This is a genomic window from Rothia uropygialis (assembly GCF_004137765.1).
GTDB lineage: Bacteria > Actinomycetota > Actinomycetes > Actinomycetales > Micrococcaceae > Rothia.
Genome location: NZ_NOIS01000002.1, coordinates 23,385 through 38,463 on the forward strand (window position 1 = coordinate 23,385; position 15,079 = coordinate 38,463).

11 protein-coding genes are annotated in these 15,079 nt (G+C 62.0%); 9 read left to right on the top strand and 2 right to left on the bottom strand.

The annotated features are described in order from the left end of the window. Positions 1–12: 12 nt before the first annotated feature. A complete protein-coding gene (locus tag EWV35_RS03705) occupies positions 13–1,044 on the bottom strand; it encodes a 3-oxoacyl-ACP synthase III (protein WP_129658335.1) in 1,032 nt (343 codons plus the stop codon). A 258-nt stretch (positions 1,045–1,302) separates the two neighbouring features. Between EWV35_RS03705 and smc the strand changes: the two genes are divergently transcribed. After that, positions 1,303–4,914, top strand: a complete 3,612-nt coding sequence (gene smc / locus EWV35_RS03710) for a chromosome segregation protein SMC (protein WP_129658337.1) — start codon at positions 1,303–1,305, stop codon at positions 4,912–4,914. A 24-nt stretch (positions 4,915–4,938) separates the two neighbouring features. Here the strand turns inward: smc and EWV35_RS03715 are convergent, their stop codons facing one another. Beyond that, the gene (locus EWV35_RS03715; protein WP_165168315.1) at positions 4,939–6,234 is read right to left on the bottom strand and encodes an MFS transporter; all 1,296 of its coding nucleotides are present in this window, start codon (positions 6,232–6,234) and stop codon (positions 4,939–4,941) included. A 94-nt stretch (positions 6,235–6,328) separates the two neighbouring features. Between EWV35_RS03715 and ftsY the strand changes: the two genes are divergently transcribed. The 8 genes from ftsY (at position 6,329) to EWV35_RS03755 (ending at position 14,927) form a co-directional block, all read left to right on the top strand. Beyond that, entirely contained in the window at positions 6,329–7,432 is a 1,104-nt protein-coding gene (gene ftsY / locus EWV35_RS03720) for a signal recognition particle-docking protein FtsY (protein ID WP_129658341.1), read from the top strand. Positions 7,433–7,739: 307 nt separating this feature from the next. After that, the gene (locus EWV35_RS03725) at positions 7,740–8,939 is read left to right on the top strand and encodes an ammonium transporter (protein ID WP_129659475.1); all 1,200 of its coding nucleotides are present in this window, start codon (positions 7,740–7,742) and stop codon (positions 8,937–8,939) included. Between the two features lie 59 nt (positions 8,940–8,998). Further along, entirely contained in the window at positions 8,999–9,337 is a 339-nt protein-coding gene (locus EWV35_RS03730; protein ID WP_129658343.1) for a P-II family nitrogen regulator, read from the top strand. Positions 9,338–9,514: 177 nt separating this feature from the next. After that, positions 9,515–11,092 carry a signal recognition particle protein gene (gene ffh / locus EWV35_RS03735; protein WP_129658345.1) on the top strand — a complete coding sequence of 526 codons (1,578 nt, stop codon included), beginning with the start codon at positions 9,515–9,517 and terminating at the stop codon, positions 11,090–11,092. A gap of 10 nt (positions 11,093–11,102) precedes the next feature. After that, entirely contained in the window at positions 11,103–11,594 is a 492-nt protein-coding gene (locus tag EWV35_RS03740; RefSeq protein ID WP_129658347.1) for an NUDIX domain-containing protein, read from the top strand. 77 nt (positions 11,595–11,671) lie between these two features. Beyond that, complete coding sequence (locus EWV35_RS03745; protein WP_129658349.1) at positions 11,672–12,775, top strand: hypothetical protein; 1,104 nt, start codon at positions 11,672–11,674, stop codon at positions 12,773–12,775. A 167-nt stretch (positions 12,776–12,942) separates the two neighbouring features. Next, complete coding sequence (locus EWV35_RS03750; RefSeq protein ID WP_165168317.1) at positions 12,943–14,220, top strand: sensor histidine kinase; 1,278 nt, start codon at positions 12,943–12,945, stop codon at positions 14,218–14,220. Further along, complete coding sequence (locus EWV35_RS03755) at positions 14,217–14,927, top strand: response regulator transcription factor (protein ID WP_129658353.1); 711 nt, start codon at positions 14,217–14,219, stop codon at positions 14,925–14,927. The genes EWV35_RS03750 and EWV35_RS03755 overlap by 4 nt, the downstream gene beginning before the upstream one ends. Positions 14,928–15,079: the final 152 nt, after the last annotated feature.

The following is a 15,079-nucleotide window of genomic DNA, read 5'->3' on the forward strand; positions in this document are numbered from 1 at the left end:
CGTTGGCGGTTGCTACCAGGCGATTTCCATGAGGGCGGTGTTCAATCCGGACCCGACGCCCATGCAGAGGACGCGTTGGCCAGGCTTCAAACGTTCGGCCTCGAGGGCCAACGTCATCGGCAGGGCGGCTGCCGCGACATTGCCCCAGTAGGGGAACGTCACAGGGATACGGTCACGATCGATACCGACGGCGTCGATGATGGCGTTGGTATGGGACGTCGAGATCTGGTGGGTGATGTAGGAATCCATGTCGGTCCAGTCCCAGCCGTCTTCGTGGGCGCGGTCCCAGGCATCGGTCACGAGCTCCAGACCGTATTTAAGAAGCCCTGTGGCGTCCGTACTCATGCCTTGTCCGGCCTCGCCGCCTATGCACAAGTCCTTGTGCTCGGTGCCTGCGCGCGAGATGGACCCAAGAATCTGGTGGCCCTCCGGATGACGGTCCGCCCGTCCTACAACGGCAGCCGCGGCACCCGAACCGAGGGTCAGGGTCGCGAACTGAGCCAAAACGTCGTCGCGTGTCGAATCGGCACGATTGAGCATATTCAGGGCAGTCTCGTGCCACGGAGAAGGGTCCTCACCGCACACAATCAACGCGTATTCTATGGCTCCTGCATCGATCATCGAGGAGGCAACTGTGAGACCGTTCACGAAGCCGAGGCACGCGTTGGTCATGTCGAAGTTCAGCGCATGCCGGGGGAGGCCGATCTCGTGGTGAATTCCGACAGCTACGGCCGGCTCGAAATTGTCGCGAGTCACCGAAGTATTGATGAAGAGACCGATGTGTTCCGGTGTGATTCCGGCCTGTTCCAGGGCTGCGCGTCCGGCTTGTGCGGCGCCGTGCTCGAATGAGCTGTCTTCCGACCAGGCGCGTCGTTCGCTGATGCCGGCAAGGCGTTCGAGGAGACCCTTGGGCATTTTGAGCCGTTTGTACGTTCCGGCCAGCTGCTCGTCGAAATATGAGGAGGGCAGAACCTCTTCGGCCTCCACCTTGGTCACTGAAAGAAGTGCTGAATTACGGTGGTGGATAGACGAGTTAGCGGTCAATTAAACGAGCCTTTATCCGGAAGTGAACGGGTCTGATTCGAGAACTACGTGAGTGGCACTCGAGGTACTACTCTACAACCAGCTTTGCGGATGACTGGCGATTTCACCCTTGACATAAATCTCCTCCGTCTGTTTGGACCCTCGGCGCCATTCCAACGACGGCCTTGGACCTCGCGATAGAGTGGACGGTCGTGGCCGGGATATGCGGCCGGCCCAAGTCGAGGCCGAGAAGGACAGCCCGGAAGGAAAAGAGGCGGCGTGCACCTCAAGACGTTGACGGTCAAGGGATTCAAATCTTTCGCATCAGCAACTTCCTTCGAATTCGAGCCCGGCGTCACCGCAGTCGTCGGACCGAACGGTTCGGGGAAATCAAACGTCGTGGACGCCCTGTCCTGGGTCATGGGGGAACAGGGCGCGAAGTCGTTGCGCGGCGGAAAAATGGAAGATGTCATCTTCGCCGGTACCTCCGGTCGGGCCCCGCTCGGTCGAGCCCATGTCTCTCTGACGATCGACAACGCCGATGGCGCTCTGCCCATTGAGTATTCCGAAGTCACGATCTCGCGAACGCTGTTCCGCACCGGTGGCTCCGAGTACGCGATCAACGGGAACTCCTGTCGTCTTCTCGATATCCAGGAGCTGCTCTCGGACTCGGGTCTGGGTAGGGAAATGCACGTCATCGTGGGGCAAGGGCAGCTTGACCGAATCCTTCACGCTACCCCGGAAGAACGGCGAGGTTTCATCGAAGAAGCCTCGGGCGTTCTCAAACACCGACGCCGCAAGGAGAAGACTCTTCGCAAACTCGCGTCAATGGAAACGAACGTTTCCCGTCTCGAAGATCTGACGGGTGAAATAGGGCGTCAACTGACCCCGCTGGGACGGCAAGCCAAGGTCGCGCGACGAGCGCAGAGGATCCAGCACGATGTCCGCGATGCGAGGGCCCGTATCTATGCGGACGACTGGGTTCAGGCCTCCACCGCGCTCGACACGGATGCGGATGAGCTCCAGAAGATCCAGGAGCAGCTCAAGGCCCGGGAGGCTGCGCACGAGGACGTGTCTCAGAGGATCGCCGGATTGGAGGCGGAAGCCTCGCTCGTGAGCCCAGAGGTGACCCGGGCACGAGATACCTGGTACGCGTTGTCCCAGCTCCGGGAACGTTTCGACTCTTTGACCCAACTCGCGCAGGAGCGGTTGAGAACCCAATCGACGCCCGTGGGGCGTGCGCATCTGCGCGACCCCGAGCGGCTCCAAGAGAACGCGGATCGGATCGCCTCCGACCTTGAGGCAGCGGATGTGGCCCTGAACGAAGCGCGCGCGAGGCATGAAGAATCCGGAAAACTCCGTCTGGACCGGGAAGAAGAAGCTCGAACTGCTGAAGAGCACCATGCGAACCTTCTCGCCGCGGCCGCCGAGCAACGGGAGAACATCGCTTCGCTTCGGGGCAAGATGGCTACGGCGAGATCCGAACACGAGACGCTGACCGCTCGACGCGAAGAACAGGAACGCGAAGTCGAGGCGATTCGTCAGCGCCTCGAGGATTACCGCATCGACTTGGAGAGACAAACCGAAGTTTCCGGGCCCACTGAGGAAGACACCTCGAAGGCCTCGGAAGCATCGGATGCCGCCCACGCCGCGACCGAACGGAGTCAAACGACCCTGGACGCCGCGACGGCGGAACTGAATTCGGTCCGTCGCGAGCACGACGCCGCCCGGGCTCGCGTAGAGGCCCTGAAAGAGTCCATGCCGGCGGCGGACGCTACGGAGGCGATCCTCGAAAGGTTCCGTGAACAGACCACGCGAGTTCGCGAGCAGCTTGCGGTGGATCCCGAATACGCGGCGGCCGTATCGACCGCCCTGGGTCCGGTGGCCGAAGGGCTGGCCCTTACGGAGACAGAGGATTTCGGGACCATCTTGGATGAAGCGCGCGCTGCCGACCTCGGCGTCGTGAGCCTGATGCTGGGCGCAACCAGCCAGGTGGGCAACGTTGGGACAAAAGGTCTTGAGGCATTCGGGGATTACCTCCGGACGCTGAAGTCCGACGGTGTCGTCGACGTGACCTGGGCACCTCGGGCCGTTGCCGGGGGGCGACTCGCGGACGAGGCACGCTCACTCTTGCGCCGGTGTGCGCTTGTCCCCGACGCGAGGTCGGCCGCACAGCTGCGTGAGCGGTTTATCGATGACGCGGAGCATGGCGTTGTCCCTGAAGCCTGGCGGATCGTTGCTTCGGACGGAACCGTGGTCGAGGAGCAGCAAGCTCGCGGGGGAAGCGCCGAGGGCGCATCGGGGCTTGAGATCTCCGCGCGCATCGAAGCGGCGCAGGCGCGCGTCGACGAGCTCGGCCGCGTGTATGCGTCTGCCGAGCGAGCACATCGTGAAGCCACCGAAGAACACCGTAGGGTTCACGATGAGGCGCGCGCTGCTCGCGAAGAATTCGCGCGCATCAGCCGGGAATCCACTGCGAGCGCTGCCGCTCTGTCGAGAGCGAGGACCTTGGTTTCCTCGACCGAAGAGGAAGCCGAACAGGCCCTTCGCCGGTTGAACGAGCTCAAAGCAAGGGAACCGGAGGTCGCCGACCGCCTCAAACAGGCCGTGGGCGCTGTCTCGGCCGCATTGGAACTTCAGGACCACGATGGCGGTCAGGCCCTGGAACGGGCCGAGAAAATGCGCAATGAGGCCGCGGACGAGGCCAAGGCAGCGAGATCGCGGGAGACCGAGGCCCTGCTCGGCCTGCGTGGTGCTCAGGGGCAGATTGACCAGTTGAAGCAGAGGTACGACGCCGCGTTGCGCACGGTGGCTTCCGAACGGGCCGCACATGCCGAAGTCGAACGGCAGGAGAAGCAGAGGAAGGCAAAATACGCGGCGACGAGCCGTGTTCTGGCGATGATCGGTACCGTGCGGGAACGCATTGAAGCTTCCCTGAATGTCTCCCAGGATGAGCGCGAACGAGTCCAGACGCGTAGGGCCGGAATCGAGTCTCGCCTGGCCGAAGGGCGCGAAGAAGAGAAGAAGATCCGCGACGAGTTGGATTCGACGCGCTCCAAGGTGCATTCGGGAGAACTCGAGCGAGCGACCCGGGAGGCCAAACTCGAGTCTCTCAGGGAGACGATTCTCGACGAGCTGAGCCTCACGGCGGAAACGCTCGTCTCGGATTACGGACCGCACCTTCCGATTCCCGTGCTGGACGATGCAGGCGAGGTGGAGGGGGAGGAACCCTTTGTCCGAGAAGTTCAGGAAAAGCGCCTGACCAAGGCTCGTAATGACCTCAAAGCGCTGGGCAAGGTCAACCCTCTGGCACTCGAGGAATTCGCGGCCCTGGAGGAGCGCCACACGTACTTGGTGCAGCAGCTCGAGGACCTCAAAGCCTCGCGCGCGGATCTCGAAGAGATCATTCGGGACGTGGACGATCACGTGAGGCAGGTTTTCACCCAGGCCTTCCACGACACCCAGGAGCAGTTCGTCCGCGTCTTCTCAACGCTTTTCCCGGGTGGCGAGGGAAAACTAGTCTTGACCGATCCGAGCGACATGCTGACGACGGGCATCGAGGTTCACGCCAAGCCGGCCGGCAAAAAGGTCAAAAGGTTGTCTCTGCTCTCGGGCGGCGAGCGCTCGTTGACAGCAATAGCGATGTTGGTTGCGATCTTCAAGGCTCGGCCGTCGCCGTTCTATGTGATGGACGAGGTCGAGGCGGCTCTGGACGATCGTAATCTGGGGCGGCTTCTGACGATCCTCAAAGAGCTGCAGGTCAGTTCTCAGCTGATCATCATCACCCACCAGAAACGAACTATGGAGATCGCCGATGCCCTGTACGGCGTCTCGATGCGCGGCGACGGCATCACCCAGGTGATTTCGCAAAAACTCGCCGACTTGAGGTGATCGTCGCCGACGGGGGTGCGGTTCTCAGCCGGATTTCGGGAATGACGTGCGCGGGGTCAGGAAGAAGACGAGCGCTGCGATTCCGAGAAGCGCACCGGAGATTCCGAAAGCCGGCCCGAAGCCCACTCGGTCCACGACTGCGCCGAGTATCACGGGTGCGATGATCTGCCCCACGTCGGCGCACGCCTGATACGTGGACATGACGTTTCCACCCGATCGGCGCGATCCCACGACGTCAGTCAGGGTCGCTTGCATGGACGGGGTGTACAAGCCGGTGCTGAGCCCTGCCATGAGGCACAGGATCCAAAAGACCCACGGCCCTTGAGAAAGACCGACGATCGCGGTGAGAACCGCCGAGAGGGACAGGCCGAGGACCAGCAGCGGCTTGCGTCCCCACCGGTCGGATAGCCCGCCGAAGACGATCTGGGCCAGCGCCGATCCTCCCGCGAAGATACCCAATGCGATACCGGCAATACTCGCCCCGGATCCGAAGCCTTGGGTCGGTGCCCCCACCGAAGCCGCCAGCCCGGTCGCCAACAGAGGAATGATGGCGACTCGCGCACCGAGATTGGCCCAGCCATGGGCGAAGCTTGTGAGGAGCAGCGAGCGATAGCTGCCGATGGACAGGGCTTCGGAGAATTTCATGGGCAGCAGGATGGAACCGGTGTCCGTGGTGGCTTCCGCGGGGCGTAGTTTCCACGCGGCGACCACGATGGCCAGAAACAGCGCGAGGGCGTAGATGATGAAGGGCGCCCTGAGACCCCACGTGGCCGTCAGGCTGCCGATGACGGGACCCATGATGCTTCCGAGCATGAACGAGGTCGCGTAGTACCCCGAGACCTTAGCTCGAATGGTCGGAGGGGCGAGTCGCGCGATCAGGCCCATCGCGGAGACGGAGAACATGACTGAACCGATGCCGCCGAGCCCTCTCAGTATCACCAACATCGCATAGTTCGGAGCGAAAGCGGTGACGGCAGAGGACAATGCGACGACGGCCAGCCCTGTCAGATAGGTTCGGCGCTCACCGATACGGGACATGATGGGCCCCGCGGCAGGTGCCCAGGCGACCCGCATGAGGGCGAAAGCCGACATGACGGCTCCGGCTGCTGCGGCTCCTACACCGAATGATGTCGCAAATTGGGGCAGAACGGGAGCCACGACCCCGTACCCAGCGGCGATCACGAACGCGGCGACGACCAACACCTTCAGGTCGGTAGGCACCGGAGGGCGGGGCAAAGATCGTCTGGCACTTTCGCGGATGCTCTCGCCACCGGTGGGCCCATCAATATGGGGTTCGCTTTCGGGAGGTTCGGCAGTCACGGAAAGCACCTTACCCGTAGCGGAATCTCCGGGCGAACGGGAAACCGTCCACAAGCCGCTGCCTGGATGCGGCGGCATGTGGCAAGCTGGAAACGTGAACGACACACTGATCCTGATCCTGTACATTTTGGCCGGCGTCGTGGTCCTCGGCGGCCTGGCTTTCGTGTTTCTCAAGGGCCCGAAGGCGCCCAGGGGCGGCTACCCCGAAACCCGGGACAAGGACGACGCGGCACCTCCCGTCGAGGAAGAAGCCCGGCCGCAGTACGAGACTCCCGCACCGGTCGCCGGACGGCTCCAAAGGCTTCGCGCCCGTCTGGCCCGATCCAACTCGATGCTCGGCAAAGGCCTGCTCGCCTTGTTGTCGAGTGAGAAAATCGACCAGGACGTCTGGGACGAAATCGAGGAAACCCTCCTCATGGCCGATCTCGGCTCGGAACCGTCGCAGCGGTTGGTCGAAGCCCTGCAAACCCGTGTCCGCATCGAAGGCACGGATGATCCGTCCCGCGTCAAAACCATGTTGCGCGAGGAATTGCTTAAAATCGTCGACCCCACCATGGACCGTGAGCTCGGCCTCGACGGCAGTGGGGACAACCCCGGCGTGGTCCTCGTCGTCGGCGTCAACGGCGTCGGCAAAACCACGACAGTCGGCAAGCTCGCCCGTGTGATGGTCGCCGAGGAGAAGACCCTATTACTCGGGGCAGCCGATACGTTCCGTGCTGCCGCGGCAGACCAGCTCGAGACCTGGGGGAAACGCGTCGGCGTCGACACCGTCCGCTCGCAGACCGAGGGCGCGGACCCTGCCTCGGTGGCCTTCGAATCGGCCAGCGAGGCCAAGAAGCGCGGCGTCGATACGCTGATGGTCGATACCGCGGGGCGCTTGCAGAACAAGGCAGGGCTCATGGACCAGCTCGGAAAGGTCAAGCGCGTCGTCGAAAAGGTGTCGCCTGTTACCGAGGTCCTGCTTGTGATTGACGCCACGACCGGTCAGAACGGGATGGTCCAAGCGAAAGTCTTCGCCGAGGTCGTGAATATCACCGGGATCGTACTGACCAAATTGGACGGTACCGCCAAGGGCGGAATCGTCGTGGCGATCCAGAACGAGCTTGGTGTGCCTGTCAAACTTGTCGGTCTCGGGGAGGGGCCGGACGATTTGGCGCCCTTCGATCCTGAGGGCTTCGTCGAAGCGCTCATCGACTGAAAAACAGTCACGTCGTCACCTCGTGACGGTGCGATGGCCCGGCGGAACCGCAAACGTGCGGCATCGGCCGGGCCTTTCGTCATCTGCGCGAAACACGATGAAATGAGCTGGAAACCTCCGGGACCCTGCCGTTACACCTTCGAAACTCGGCGTGAAGGAAGCCGAAACACAACGAGTGGACACTGATTCTTGTACCAATCAGCCGAGGATCCGCATCCTGGATCCCACTCGCGAAAGGGAAACGGCCGTGGACCAATTGACAGCAAACGACGTGTGGACCGTTATCGCCGCCGCACTCGTCCTGCTGATGACGCCGGGCCTTGCGTTCTTCTACGGAGGCATGACCCGGGTCAAAGCAGCGCTCAACATGATGATGATGAGCTTCATCTCCATCGGGCTGGTGGGTGTCGTCTGGGTTCTGTGGGGAGCCTCGATGTCCAGCGGGAAGAACATGATCCCGGGCATCGTCGGCAACCCGTTCACGGATTTCGGGCTCGGCGCCTCACTGGACTCCGGGGAACTCATGGCCGCTGGATTCTCCGCGACTTTCGCGATCATCACGGTCGCCCTCATCTCGGGTGCGATCGCTGACCGAGCAAAATTCGGAACCTGGTGTGTATTCGTTCCTCTCTGGATCACCCTCGTCTACGCGCCCTTGGCCTTCATGGTCTGGGCCGACGGCGGACTCTTCACCGCGGACGGAGCGATCGGTTCCGTTCTGGGTGAGGCGATCGACTTCGCCGGGGGACTGGTGGTTCACATCAACGCCGGCGTCGCGGGCCTTGTCCTGTGCCTCATCCTTGGCGTACGCCGAGGATTCGGGAAGGACCCCAACCAGCGACCGCATAACCTGCCCTTCGTCATGCTGGGTGCGGCGTTGCTCTGGTTCGGGTGGTTCGGTTTCAACGCGGGCGCAGCGGCCGATTCCACTCAGGCCGGATTGATATGGATCAACACCCTGGTATGCCCCGCAGCCGCAATGCTCGGGTGGCTGCTCGTGGAGCGTCTGAGGGACGGTCATGCGACGTCGCTCGGTTCCGCATCCGGGATCGTTGCCGGGCTCGTGGCCATCACTCCGGCATGTGCGAATGTCGATCCCGGTTGGACGATTGTGCTCGGATTCATCGCGGGAATGGCATGCGCTCTGGCGGTCGGGCTGAAGTACCGCTTCGGCTACGACGACTCATTGGACGTCGTAGGAGTTCACCTCGTCGCCGGAATCATCGGCACCGTCTCCCTCGGGTTCATTGCAACACCGTCGACCGGAAATGCGGGTTGGTTCTACGGGGGCGGTGTAGACCAACTCATCGCCCAAGTGGTCGCTACCGTCATCACCGTCGCCTACACGGCGATCATGACCTTCGTGATCGCCATAGTCCTGAAGAAGACCATTGGCTTCCGGGTCAGTGAAGAAGAGGAAGTTCAAGGCATTGACCTGGCATCCCACGCCGAGACGGCATACGCCTTTGTTTCCGGAACGTCCGGGCAGATTGGGGTTCGCGGCTGACCAGCCGTCGCTGCCGAAGCACCATCTCATGCCGCCAGGGCATCTACTGAAAGGCACACATGAAACTCGTCACGGCAACTGTCCGCCCGGAGCAATACGAATCCGTCAAGGAAGCACTCGAAGCATTCGGGATACACGGCATGACCGTCTCCGAAACCGCAGGATACGGCCGACAAAAGGGCCACACCGAGGTCTATCGCGGCGCCGAATACACCGTGGATCTTTTGCCCAAGGTCAGGCTGGAAATCCTGGCGACGGAGCAGCAAGCCATCGACGTCGTTGAGGTCATCGTGTCCTCGGCCAATACCGGGACCGCGGGGGACGGGAAAGTCTGGATCCAATCCATCGAAGAGATCGTTCGAGTCCGCACGGGAGAACGTGGGGAGCAAGCGATCTGAAACACTGCGGCGGCTAGGCGGACGGACAGTTCGCGGTGTGGAAACTATGCCGCGGGGCGAGGAGACCGGTGCTAGTCTTGTAAGCCGACCGACCAACCGAGGCCGGCGGTGTCCCGCGGACACCGCTCCCGGAGACCACAGCACCGAAACGACTGCACCGAAAGTAGACCACTTCACGTGTTCAATTCTCTGTCCGACCGCCTAGCATCGACCTTCAAGAACCTGCGCGGCAAAGGCCGCCTCTCCGAAGCCGACGTCGATGCCACCGTCCGCGAAATCCGGCGTGCCCTTCTTGATGCCGACGTCGCGGTACCGGTGGTGCGCGCATTCGCGGCCTCGATCAAGGAGCGAGCAACCGGCAGCGAAGTCTCGGAAGCTCTCAACCCCGCTCAACAGGTCGTCAAGATCGTCAACGAAGAGCTTCAGGGTATTCTCGGTGGCGAGACCCGTCGCATCAACATGGCCAAGACCGGTCCGACGATCATCATGCTGGCCGGTCTCCAAGGCTCCGGCAAGACCACTTTCGCCGGAAAGCTCGGCAAATGGCTCACCGCCCAAGGTCACAAGCCCATGCTCGTTGCCTCCGACCTCCAACGCCCCAACGCGGTCACGCAGCTCAAGGTCGTGGGCGAACGCGCAGGCGTCCCGGTCTTTGCTCCGCACCCCGGCACCACGAGCGAGTTCGACGACCCCACGGGGGACCCGGTCCAGGTGGCCCGCGACGGCGTGACGACCGCGCGCGCCAAGCTGCACGATGTCGTCATTGTCGATACCGCTGGCCGACTCGGCGTGGACCAGGAACTCATGAAGCAGGCGCGCGACATTCGCGACGCGATCGTGCCGAATGAAGTCCTTTTCGTCATCGACGCGATGATCGGACAGGACGCGGTCAATACCGCGCTCGCCTTCAACGAGGGCGTGGACTTCACCGGTGTGGTGCTGTCCAAGCTCGACGGCGATGCTCGAGGCGGCGCTGCCCTGTCGGTTGCCTCAGTGACCGGCAAGCCCATCATGTTCGCCTCGACCGGCGAGAACGTCGGGGACATCGAGCAGTTCCACCCGGATCGCATGGCCAGCCGCATCCTGGACATGGGCGACGTGCTGACCTTGATCGAACAGGCGGAAGCCAGTTGGGACAAGGCCGAGGCCGACAGAATGGCCAAGAAGTTCCAGGATCGTGAGGACTTCACGTTCGAAGACTTCCTGTCCCAGATGCAGCAGATCCGCAAAATGGGATCGATGAAAAAGATGCTGATGATGATGCCGGGCGCTGCCCAGATGCGTCAGCAGCTGGAGAATTTCGACGACCGCGAAATTGATCGGGTCGAGGCCATCGTCCGGTCGATGACTCCGCATGAAAGAGTTGCGCCCAAGATCATCAACGGTTCCCGCCGTGCCCGTATTGCGCGCGGTTCCGGCGTGACCGTTTCCGAAGTCAATCAGCTCATGGAACGGTTCTCTCAGGCCCAAAAACTCATGAAGCGCATGGCTTCCGGCCAGGGTGTTCCCGGGATGCCGGGTGGTATGCCCGGTATGGGCGGATCGGGTGGCCCCAAGAAGAACCGCAAGGCCGTCAAGGGCAAGAACGCGAAAAAGGGACGTTCGGGGAACCCAGCCAAGCGCGAGGCAGAGCTCAAGGGTCAGGCGCAGAAGCCTGCTCAGAAGAACGGCTCGAGTTTCGGGAAACAAGAGGATTTCGACATGGACTCCATGAATTTGCCCAAGGGCTTTGAGAAATTCCTCGGGGACAAGTAGACCTGTAAATATGGCTGATACGTACTTGTCCGATGAAGACTTCCGCGCGTTCGTCGCCTCGCTTCCGCGTCGGCGCCTTGCCGCCGGTGCACTGATCACGGACGAGTTGGATCGATTGCTGATCGTCAAGCCGAATTACAAAGACGGCTGGTCTTTGCCCGGGGGCACGGTTGAAGCAGGCGAATCTCCGCAGGAAGGATGTTTCCGGGAAGTTCTCGAGGAAGTGGGCCTGGAACTTCCCTGGGGCAGAATGCTTCTTCTCTTCCACGGTCTGAACATGGGCGACTGGGGAGATTCGGCATATTTCATCTATGATGGCGGCGTCGTCTCCTCCGACGCACCCATTGAACTGCAAGAAGAAGAGTTGACGGAATACAAGTTCGTTGAATTCAACGCGTTAGATTCCTATCTCAGCGGCGGTTTCTCCGAACGACTGCGGCAAGCGCATTCGGTTCGAGGAACCGAGGCCGTCATCGAACTCAGCTCGAACCAATGGAATTAAGCTCGGATTCTCGGGCCACCGGTCCGGAATCGCGGGTACCGTGAAAAGCATCAACGATACGTAAGGACAGGCGCAACGTGACCGACGACCATCGCACTGACCGGACCCCGAACCAGGACGGAATCTCCTGGCAGTGGGTCCCCGTGCGCTTGGATCTTCATCGACGACTGACCGAGACCCCGGAAGGCGGCGTCGTTGTGACCGGCGCCGGAGCAGATGCCGAGCGCGAGCGGATTCTGAAGCTCATTCGCGAACAGTCCGTTCCCGCGTTGTACACGACCGGCGATCACAACCTGCGACTCATGGTGCCTGTTCATATTCGCGGGGAGATTACTCACGTGGCCCGAGCAGATGAACACGGTCAGCTGAGTCTGGGCGGGGAATTGGGGGAGTTCATGGAAACGATCCTGGCCTTCCCGGGACTGGAATACGCGTCCTGGCAGACCGGCGACGGTATAACCCACACGCCAAGCGCAGTCGGAATGTTCGAGGCATCGTCGCGGACTCTTCGGCAAGCCATCCGCTCGATACGCCCTGAAGGCTGGTTCGAGGTTGCCTCATCAGGAGAGCGCTGGGTCGTCGTGACCTGTGAATATTATGAAGACCTGCTCAGCCTCGTCGACGAATTGCCTCGGCGTGCGGTCGTCCTGGACACGGACGGAGAGCACCGGGCCGCGACATTCTGCCCGACCCGCGGAGAGCCCATCACCCTTTCGTGGGGTCCGGTCCGCGGGGCGGTTTTCACCTATCCCTCCGATTCGCCCGCTGGGGCACTTCAGTCGGAGATCGCGGGACAGGAAGAGATCGAGGTCCGCGACGCGGCTCGGACCCGAGCCGTCGACAACCTGACGGAAGCCTTCGGGCTCGATCCTGTCGGCTCACGACGCCTCGAAAAGTACGCCGCCGACGACAACGGGCGGTACGCTCCGGAATCTGTCCTGCAGCTCCTGGGCCTGTCCGACTTGCCCGCCAAGATCATCGACGGCCGTAAATCCATGTCCGATCAGCCCGGATACGAGAAATTCGATCCGGCGGACGACGGCTCCGGCCAAAGTTCGGACCCGAAGTCGGATCTGGAGGTCGCCTTGCGTCTGAGCAATTCCGTCAAACGCGGCGGCTGGGCCATCGCCACCGCGGCGGGAGTGGGTCTCGGGGCCTGGATTCTTCGACGCAAGAAGTAGGCACCGCGGTGGCTCCGCCCAACATGAAAGTCTGGACACTTCGACGCTGGCTCGATGACGACCGGAGCCCGGATTGGAAACGACCGCGGCCCAGCTCGTCGCAACAACGCAACGATGTTATTCTCGCGCTCCTGCTTGTTTGCGCAAGCGTTTTGACCCTTGCGCTCATGCAGAGTTTCGGAGGAGGCATAGGAGACGATCGCCCGACCACGACCGCCTATATCGGCGCGGGGGTTACGCCGTTGTGTCTGGTCCTCCGTCGTCGTTTTCCTCTGATCACGCTCATCGTCTCGAGCGCGGTATTCGTTCCCATGTTCTACATCGCGACCACCGTTTCCGTGTCCGTGGTCTTCCAAGCCAGTTACTTCACGGCGATCTACACCGCGACGGCTTGGTCTCGGCATCGGCGTGCCGTATGGCTCGTCAATCTGGCCGTGGCGGTCAGTTTCACCTCGTGGCTGATACTGACATGGGTTGGCTCTGAGAACATCCTCCATGACCTGCGAGAAAACGGCGCGGAACCCGCGGGACCCTTCGATCCCGTTCTGGCCTATGCGGTCTACTCGACCGCCATCAACCTTGCTTACGTGTGTGGTGCGGCGGCCGTCGGCCGTGCGTCGTGGCGGGCGGCGCTGCGGCGTTATCGCCTGGAGGGCCAGGCACGGACCATCAGAAGCCAGTCCCATCGTCTCGCCCAGAATGCAGTCGCGGAAGAACGCATCCGCCTGGCCCGTGACCTCCACGACTCGATCGGACACCATTTCACCGGTGTGGGACTTCAAGCCGGAGGCACGCGTCGCATTCTTGCCGCCGGCCACGACGGCACGACGGTGCGCCTCGACGAGGCCCAGTCGAAGCTCGTGAGGGATTCTTTGGAAGCCATCGAGACGAGTACGCGCGAGGGCATTGGGGAACTGCAAACCGTGCTCAGATTGCTGCGCGAATCCGACGACCGCGACGAGTACCTCGGAACTGCGTCCGGCGAGAGCAAGACGATCCAGGATCTTCCTCAACTCGTGAAAAGTTTCGAATCAATGGGGTTGAGGGTCCGGCTATCCGTATCTGCTGAGGACGGGAAATCCCTTGACGGCCAGGGGCCGCATCTCTCGGCGGTTCTTCACCACGGGGTTTATCGTATGGTCCAGGAATCACTGACCAACGTGCTCAAGCACTCCGATGCGACCGAGGCCCAAGTTCTGTTACGGGCGTCGTGGACTGCCAACGAGCTCGAGGTCGAGGTGGCCGATCGTGGCAACCCTGTACGTCCCGAGGACCGCGGCGTGGCCCCCAGCACGGGCTCGGGCCTGCGCGGGGTGGAAGAACGCGCCTCTGTTCTGGGCGGTAAAGCCGTCTACGGTCCGCTGACCCCATGGCCTGGCTGGAAGACCCGGTTCACGGTCCCACTTCATAATGCTCAACCGTCCGCCGAAAAGGAACCGGCATGATCCAACCGTTGCGAATATTCCTCGTCGACGACCAAACCGTCGTCCGTTCGGGATTTTCTCTTGTGCTGTCCGTCGAGCCGGGGATCGAGGTGGTGGGAGAAGCGGCCAACGCGCAGTCCGCGTTGGAGCGATTGCGCGAGCAACCCGTAGACGTCGTCCTCATGGATATCCAGATGCCAGGAATGAGTGGGCTCACGGCGACCCGATATGTAGTCCAGGAGGGCCTCGGGAAGGTCATCATGCTCACGACCTTCGATCGCTCGGACTACCTCTTTGGCGCCCTGGAGGCCGGGGCGAGCGGTTTTCTCTTGAAGACTGCAAGCGCGGAAGAGTTGGTGACGGCGATAGAAGCCGTGGCCGGCGGACAGGCCCTGCTGAGTCCGGAAGTGACCTTGCCCCTGATCCAACGCATCGTGGACGAGTCCTCGGGCTCCGGAGCTGGATACGATCCTCCCGCGGAGGAGGCGGCGCGCCGAACCCTGTGTCCGGAGGATCTTCTGGCGTTCGAAGCCCTTTCGCAGCGAGAAAAGGAAGTGCTGATCTTGATGGCCCAGGGGAAGTCGAACACCGAGATTGCCGACGATCTCTTCCTCGGGTTGGCAACCGTCAAGACTCACGTGTCACGGATTTTCGCGAAAACCCGTAGCAGAGATCGCGTCCAGGCTGTCATCTTTGCCTACCGGACGGGGTTGGCCCAGCCTTCGTGAAGCTCCGGTCGTCCATCGCGTGACGCACCCGACGTCCGTCCCGGATTCCTCCTGCTGGTCAAGCGTGGTTGCCTCTGGCATACTTGACAGGTACTCGATGTGCGCGGCCCCTCTCACCGCGCAGCATTTGGTCCGCAGGTTCCTGACTGACA

Bases quoted from the DNA above. Each gene is read 5' to 3' on its own strand.
- EWV35_RS03725 (WP_129659475.1), top strand. From the start codon at position 7,740: ATGACGCCGGGCCTTGCGTTCTTCTACGGAGGCATGACCCGGGTCAAA.
- EWV35_RS03755 (WP_129658353.1), top strand. From the start codon at position 14,217: ATGATCCAACCGTTGCGAATATTCCTCGTCGACGACCAAACCGTCGTC.
- EWV35_RS03740 (WP_129658347.1), top strand. From the start codon at position 11,103: ATGGCTGATACGTACTTGTCCGATGAAGACTTCCGCGCGTTCGTCGCC.
- EWV35_RS03730 (WP_129658343.1), top strand. From the start codon at position 8,999: ATGAAACTCGTCACGGCAACTGTCCGCCCGGAGCAATACGAATCCGTC.
- EWV35_RS03750 (WP_165168317.1), top strand. From the start codon at position 12,943: ATGCAGAGTTTCGGAGGAGGCATAGGAGACGATCGCCCGACCACGACC.